Source organism: bacterium (assembly GCA_030649055.1).
GTDB lineage: Bacteria > Patescibacteriota > Minisyncoccia > UBA6257 > JAUSGH01 > JAUSGH01.
Genome location: JAUSGH010000012.1, coordinates 43,339 through 50,337 on the forward strand (window position 1 = coordinate 43,339; position 6,999 = coordinate 50,337).

Genomic DNA, 6,999 nt, shown 5'->3' on the forward strand with positions numbered 1-6,999 from the left:
GGTTTTGTGTTAAGATGAAACTACTATGGCCGCGGCTAAAGGCAAATTTATCGTCATTGAGGGCACTGACGGTTCCGGAAAGGGGACGCAGTTTCAAAAATTGGTTGAACGGCTGAATGTGGTGAATGTTCCGCTTGCCACGTTTGATTTCCCGCAATACGGGAAGCCGTCGGCGTATTTTGTTGAGCAGTATTTGAATGGACGCTACGGCGCCATGAACGAGAGTGTCAGCGGATTATTCGCGCTGGATCGCGTTGACGCGGTAAGTCCCGAGGCCGCCTCGCTTTTTTATGCGCTTGATCGTTTTGATATACGGAAAGATATAAACGACGCGCTCGCGGCGGGGAAACTTGTGCTTTCCAATCGCTACGTGACTTCCAATATGGGGCACCAGGGCGCGAAGATTGCGCGCAAAGTCGATCGCGCGCGTTACTTGAAGTGGCTGGATAACATCGAGTATGGAATTTTGGGCGCGGCTCGGCCAGACATGGTCATCTTGCTCCACGTGCCGGCGGCAATCGCCCAGCAGCTCATCGCGAAAAAAGCGGAGCGCAAATATCTTGAGGGCGTCAAAAAAGACATTCACGAAAAAAATCTTGAGTATTTGAAAAACGCGGAGGCGGTGTATCTGGAAGTCGCCGCGATGTATCCGGAAACATTCCGTGTCATTGAGTGTACCGAAGGCGGCAATCTAATGCCCATTGAGGCGATTCATGAGCGCGTATGGGCGGTAATTGAACCGTTGACGCGCCGTTGACATCACGTGCTCGCGGGCTATGCTTTGATAAGGACAACTCGTGATCGGAGGTGACTGATGCTGAACGAATTGACGCTGAGCGAGGCGTGGGAAAAGGAAGCAAATCGTTTGCGCTCCCTGCCCAACCCCGTGCGTGAAGCGTTCGCCAAGCATGCGAGAAATGAAGCGCTGCGGAGGTGGACGGGGACGCATAAGCGCAAGGCGGAGGATCTGCCGACGGCGGTTGCCGCCGGAACCACCGAACTCCGCGCGTTCTTCGCCGGTTTGGAGGGCGCGCGCATGGAGTCATTGCTGCGGGCAAGCGGCAGGCGGATCGAGCTGGGGAAGGCGATCGTGATGGGATTCTCCGGGGAGTACGTCGTTGAAGAACACGGCATGTTCCTGGAGTTCTGCAGCCTGCGGGAGTGGGAGAATCGGGGAGGTAGAGCGACCAAGTGGAGATTCCATCTCACCGTTGAGGAAACGGTGTGGGTCGTGCTCGCGTGCCAGTGGCGGAAGCCGGAAGAAGTCGCGCAGGCCCTGCGCGAGGAGGTGGCAATCATTCTCCACGGCTCGCTGGACTCGCATGACCCGATCAATAGGAAGCGGAGAGAGTAGCGTACGAACGAGGCAGTCCCGCATTACGGGACTGCCTCGAACTCGTTTCAAGATTTGTTGACGCCCTAGGATTTTCTCGCTATGCTGGTTGCAGATTGGTTTAGGTTTCAGTTGGAGGATGCTCGCGTGGTAGATAACAGCGACTTCGACGGCGCAAAATGGCGATGCGCAGACGAATTCGCCAAGTTCTGGGATGGCCCGGAGGGTGTGGCGGCTCGGGCGGTACTCAAGGAGCGTAAGAAGACAATCACGATCGGGAAGGAGGAATGGACTGGCGGTTGGCACACCTTCGTGCTCGATGGGCAGGGTCACACGGACTATTCGGATGGGGGATCGCGTTCTAACCCGCTGACGGCCTTCGGTATCGTGTCGTTGTGGCTGGTGCAGGATGCGTCACGTAAGCCAAGCGACTTCATGCCCTGGCTGGATGCGGAACTTGCGAAGGCGAAGTCTCCACGCCCATGGTGGAAGTGGTGGGGATAGCGGAACGAGCGTGTATGCGCGGGGCAGAGTCCGGAACATCGGACCCTGCCCCGAACCATTTTTGTTGACGCTTCTCGATTTTCCCGATATGCTGGTTGCAGATTCGTTTAGTGGTTCCAGTTGGAGATATACTGATGAGCGCGTTTGCCGGGAGATGTCGTCGCGCTGCCGATCGGTATCGGCGGAATCGCGATTGTTTCATTCCCAACATCAAGTATCCGCCGGACGTGGAGTCCGAGATTCAGGACGCCGCGGAGAAATTCCAGAAGTTCTGGGACGGGGCGGATGGCGAGGCCGCTCGGAAGATGCTCAAGGAGAGCGGGAAGTTCGTGGAGTTCGGCCGCGACGAGCACGGAGTGGTGGACTTTTTCCATGGTGAGGGTCACCACCGGATGTTCGGCACCTTGCTGGTGCAGACGAACCCCTACGCCTCCTATGGCATCGTCCGTAGTTGGTTGGAGAGCGAGCCGGGCCGTGAGCCCAAGGGGTTCATGCCATGGCTCAAGTCGAAGCTCTGGGAGATCGTTGACGCTGCGCCGAAGCCGAAGAGGGCGAGGAAACCGAAGAAGCCGGCGGCGTATGCGGTGTCGGATGGCACGGCGGGTTGCGAGCGACAGGGCTAGTTACGTGCGGGACGAGTCCGATGGACTCGTCCCGAACTTATTTTTAATCTCGGTTGACGCTTCTGAGCTTTCTCGTTATGCTGGTTGCAGAATCTCTTAGTGGTTCCAGTTGGAGGTACAGATATGAGCGTTGAACTTTGCGACAGTGCATCGCTCGACGAGGTGGAGGCGGCGGTTGAGGGCTTTCTGAAAAGTCCTGAGGGCGTAGTTGCTCTCGAGAAGATCAGGGTCGCGGGGAGTTGTCTCACAATCAACAATCTCCGCACGCACGCGGACGTGCTTTGCGAAGGAGGCTTTTGTATGGATGTGCCGTATTTCGGAATGCACTGCTTCGGATCCGGCCGTCCGTTGAAGACTATCATCGCGGACTGGGCAGCGAAAGTTCGTCGCCCGGCTTCGGTCTTCTTGCCGGCATTGAAGGCCGGACTCGACAAGATCGGCAAGGCGAGTGGCAAGTAGCGTTCGAACGGGGCAGAGTCCGAGACATCGGACCCTGCCCCGATCCATTTTCGACAGACGCGCTGTGAATTGTTACACTATAAATGAAGTTAAATATTGCGAATCATTGTAGTGGTTCGACAAGCTCACCAACTATTATATCCTGAGTTTATCGAAGGATTTCCATTGCTCATGTTTCGAATTCCAAAACTCGTTTCCGATCCCATTCTCGGCCTTGTTGATATCGGGCCGGTGTTGCCAATGGTTGACGCGCGGCCGTTTCAGGAACTTGCTTTCAAGCACCAACTTGGGCTTACATTTTTGCTCTATCCCGGAGCAACGCATACGCGCAAAGAACATTCGTTCGGCGCATATCAGCGCACTAAAGTGTTGATGGAGGAGTGGCTTGCGAAGGATTTTGTGACGAAAGACGAAGCCACAACCGTCGCCGCATACGCCTTGTATCACGACATCGGGCACGGCCCGTTTTCGCACGCCGTTGAATCATTACGCAAAATTGACCATAAGGAATACGGGCTGAAGCTCGTGAAAGGACTAAAAAAAGAAATTGAGTCCGCGGGCGTAAATTACAAACTTTTCATTGAGCTCTTTGAACGCAAACACCCGCTCTATGCGGCGGTCGCGGACCGCAACCTCGGCACCGACAAGTTGGACTACTTGGAGCGCGACGCATTCTACACCATCCGCGAAGGCCCGGGCGTGGATTATCTTTCAAAATATATTTATTTTGTTGACGGCCACGTGGTGATTGACGAGCATGCGATTGATGAAACAAAAGCCATTCAGGAGTTCTATATTAAAATCACTAAAAATGTCTATTTGCGGAAGCGCGCCATCATTTTGCAGGGGCTGATGCAGGCGATGACGTATCAACTGCTGGAGGACGGTTTGTCGCTTGCAACGCTCTATACATTGACGGACTTCGGACTTTTGGGCCGGTTTGAACTCTCCAAAAATTCGTATGTGCAGTTTGGCTACCAATGTTTGCTTGGCGGACATTTCCCGAAAACCGCGATTGAGCTTAAAGACGCGCAGTTTGTGGGCACGGTCACTTCGGCTGGAAAACTGATGGCAATCCGCGCGATCACGAGCGCCGAGATGCAGGGGTTAAAAGATCTGGGATTATCGCATGATTTTCCCGCGCTCCGCGCAATGGAGGCGCATGTGGCAAAACTCGCCGGAGTCCCGGTGCAAGAAATTCTCATCGTTCCGCCGCTCTTCACCGAACGGCTGCACATTGAGGACGTCCGCATCTATCGCGCCGGAGGGAAAGTGGATTTAATGAGCGCCGTGTATCCGCATCACTTCCGCGCGATGGAAGAGCACGCCATGTCCTATGACGGCTTCCGCGTTTGCGCTTTCGGCGACGCGCGCGAAAAGGTGCAGAAAAAATCTAAAGCAATTGTTGATTATATTTTAAGCTTATTAAGGTAGCGCTTCGACTAGCTCAGCGTATAAAAGATATTTCCTGAGCTTGTCGAAGGATTACATTAAATCTCTATGGACTATATTCCCACCATCGGTCTCGAAATCCACGCGGAGCTCAAAACGAGGACAAAAATGTTTTGTCATTCGTTGAATGATCCGTTGGAAACAAAACCGAACGTGAACATTTGTCCCGTTTGCACCGGTCAGCCCGGCACGCTCCCCACCATCAATAAGCGGGCGATTGAGCTGATGGTAAAAATCGGACTTGCATTGGATGGAAAAATTGCCGAACGCACAAAATTTGACCGTAAAAATTATTTTTATCCCGATTTACCGAAGGGCTACCAGATTTCGCAATATGACCAACCGATTGTTTCCGGTGGAAATTTGCTCGGCGTTCGTATTACGCGCGTGCATCTTGAAGAAGACGCGGGACGGCTTCTTCATAGCGAGGGAGGTCCTGAATCAAGTTCAGGACGACCAGCTTCGCTGGTCGACTATAACCGCGCCGGTTTGCCGCTGATGGAGCTCGTCACCGAACCGGATATTACCAACGCAAAGCAGGCAAGCGAGTTCGCGAAAGAATTGCAACGCATCCTGCGGTACTTGGACGCCTCGGACGCGGATATGGAAAAAGGACAAATGCGTGTGGAGGCGAACATCTCCATTCGCCCGAACGGCACGGAGAAGCTCGGTACAAAAGTGGAAGTCAAAAACCTGAACTCCTTCCGCGCGGTGGAGGACGCGATTGCGTATGAAATTGACCGGCAGCAAGCCGTGCTCCTCGGCGGTGGCAAAATCATTCAGGAAACCCGCGGCTGGGATGAAAATAAAAAAGAAACGTTCAGTCAGCGTATTAAAGAAGAGGCGCATGACTACCGCTATTTTCCGGAGCCGGATCTGCCGCAGTTGGTGATGAGCGAAAGCGGCATTGATGTTGTGGCGCTGAAAAAAGAAATTCCCGAGCTCCCGATGGCGAAGCGCGATCGGTTTATGGCCGAGTACGCGTTGTTGCACGACCAGGCGGATGCGTTGGTCGCGGAGCGCGCAAACGCCGATTATTTTGAGCAAGCCGTGTCCGAGCTTGAAACGGAAGAGGGCGGTAAACGCAGTGAGGCGGTAAAACTGCTATACAACTATTTCTCCAGCGACTTCTGGGGACTCTTGAAAGAGTTGGGCATTCCGCTCGCGGCGTCAAAAATCACGCCGGAAAACTTTGCTGATCTCATTATGCTTCTCGCGACAAACAAGATCTCCAGCCGTTCGGCGAAAGATTTGCTGCGCAAGATGAACGAAACCGGATCTGACCCGCGGGAACTCGTAAAAACCGGTGGACTTGAACAAATTTCCGACACTGCCTCTCTTGAACCCATCGCGCAAAAAGTGATGGAAGAAAATCCGAAAGTGGTAGCGGACTACAAAAAAGGCAAAACCGCGGCGATCCAGTCGCTCATCGGCAAAACCATCGGCGCGACCAGCGGTAAAGCAAACCCTAGCGTGGTCAAGGAAATCTTTGAGCGGCTGTTAAAATAATTGTGTATGAATAGAAATATGCTGCGGTTGTTTATTGTCATTGGGATTTTTCTTTCCATCCCCGCATATTCCGCATCTGCCCAAACCTAGAGCGCGCAAACGTCGGGGACTTCCGACAGCCTTAGCGGCGTTTCATTTGTGAATTCGACAACGGGGTGGGTAGTGAGTAATGTTGCGACCATTTTTGCAACGACAGACGGCGGCTCAACATGGACTGCGCAGACATCAGGCACGTCAAATCCGCTCCTCGATGTACACTTCGTGAATTCTACGACCGGTTGGGCGGTGGGCGCGAATGGAGAGGTTCGTGTGACAACGAATGGCGGTTCAACTTGGAGTGGACAGACATCGGGCGTTGCAATTTCTCTAAATGGAGTTTTCTTTACAGACGCGTCGAATGGTTGGGCGGTAGGCGCGAGCGGCGTAATCCGCGCGACAACCAACGGCGGCTCCACTTGGAGTGGGCAAACCTCTGGCACTGCTGAGATTTTGAACGACGTTTATTTCGCTGATGCAAATAACGGCTGGGCGGTCGGAAATAGCGGCACGATTCTCACAACAACTAACGGCGGCTCCACTTGGAGTGCGCAAATTTCAGGAACCACCGACGGACTTTATGGTGTGTCATTTGTAAGTGCTTCAATCGGCTGGGCGGTTGGTGGTGATTCAAGGGGCGGGACGCAGGCAATTCTAAAAACGACAAATGGCGGTTCCACCTGGACGGCGCAAACCGGCACCACCGATGAGTTGATAGGTGTTGCATTTGTGGATTCAAATACCGGCTGGGTCGTGAGTAATACACCGGCGATTCTTGCGACGACCAATGGCGGTTCCACATGGGCGACGCAGGCGCCTGGCACCGCGAATGCCCTCGATGCTGTTTCGTTTATTGACGCAACGACCGGTTGGGCAGTGGGTGATGCCGGCACCATCCTGAAATTCACCGGCGCCGCGGGATCGTCATCAACTGGTAATCCCCGCGCCCCGCTTTCATTTATCGAACAACAGCGTCGTCTTGCCCTTCACCTCACCCCAAACACCCCTTCTGCCGCGCGCGTGCTTCCGCTCACATGCTCCAACGGCGATTGCCCGCTTGATATTGAATTCACATATGATCCG

At 53.9% G+C, this 6,999-nt stretch carries 8 protein-coding genes; all 8 read left to right on the top strand.

Annotation, left to right across the window (positions count from 1 at the left end; genetic code table 11):
• Positions 1-25 precede the first annotated feature (25 nt).
• On the top strand, positions 26-757 hold the full coding sequence (locus Q7R85_02890; GenBank protein ID MDO8585040.1) for a thymidylate kinase: 732 nt from the start codon (positions 26-28) through the stop codon (positions 755-757).
• A gap of 57 nt (positions 758-814) precedes the next feature.
• On the top strand, positions 815-1,354 hold the full coding sequence (locus Q7R85_02895) for a hypothetical protein (protein ID MDO8585041.1): 540 nt from the start codon (positions 815-817) through the stop codon (positions 1,352-1,354).
• Between the two features lie 207 nt (positions 1,355-1,561).
• Positions 1,562-1,837 (top strand): hypothetical protein, encoded by a 276-nt coding sequence (locus Q7R85_02900; protein ID MDO8585042.1) that lies wholly within the window; start codon positions 1,562-1,564, stop codon positions 1,835-1,837.
• 110 nt (positions 1,838-1,947) lie between these two features.
• Positions 1,948-2,460, top strand: a complete 513-nt coding sequence (locus Q7R85_02905) for a hypothetical protein (protein ID MDO8585043.1) — start codon at positions 1,948-1,950, stop codon at positions 2,458-2,460.
• A gap of 123 nt (positions 2,461-2,583) precedes the next feature.
• On the top strand, positions 2,584-2,919 hold the full coding sequence (locus Q7R85_02910) for a hypothetical protein (protein ID MDO8585044.1): 336 nt from the start codon (positions 2,584-2,586) through the stop codon (positions 2,917-2,919).
• Positions 2,920-3,090: 171 nt separating this feature from the next.
• Positions 3,091-4,353, top strand: coding sequence for an HD domain-containing protein (locus Q7R85_02915; protein MDO8585045.1), 1,263 nt, complete (start codon positions 3,091-3,093; stop codon positions 4,351-4,353).
• A gap of 66 nt (positions 4,354-4,419) precedes the next feature.
• Positions 4,420-5,880: an Asp-tRNA(Asn)/Glu-tRNA(Gln) amidotransferase subunit GatB gene (gatB, locus tag Q7R85_02920; GenBank protein ID MDO8585046.1), complete on the top strand. Its 1,461-nt coding sequence runs from the start codon at positions 4,420-4,422 to the stop codon at positions 5,878-5,880.
• 138 nt (positions 5,881-6,018) lie between these two features.
• Positions 6,019-6,999, top strand: a 981-nt coding sequence (locus Q7R85_02925; protein ID MDO8585047.1) for a YCF48-related protein, incomplete at its 3' end; no start/stop codon positions are given.

What these genes read in the sequence shown, in the direction of transcription:
- Q7R85_02890 (MDO8585040.1), top strand. Translation starts at nt 26, where the DNA reads ATGGCCGCGGCTAAAGGCAAATTTATCGTCATTGAGGGCACTGACGGT.
- Q7R85_02895 (MDO8585041.1), top strand. Translation starts at nt 815, where the DNA reads ATGCTGAACGAATTGACGCTGAGCGAGGCGTGGGAAAAGGAAGCAAAT.
- Q7R85_02910 (MDO8585044.1), top strand. Translation starts at nt 2,584, where the DNA reads ATGAGCGTTGAACTTTGCGACAGTGCATCGCTCGACGAGGTGGAGGCG.
- Q7R85_02915 (MDO8585045.1), top strand. Translation starts at nt 3,091, where the DNA reads ATGTTTCGAATTCCAAAACTCGTTTCCGATCCCATTCTCGGCCTTGTT.
- gatB (MDO8585046.1), top strand. Translation starts at nt 4,420, where the DNA reads ATGGACTATATTCCCACCATCGGTCTCGAAATCCACGCGGAGCTCAAA.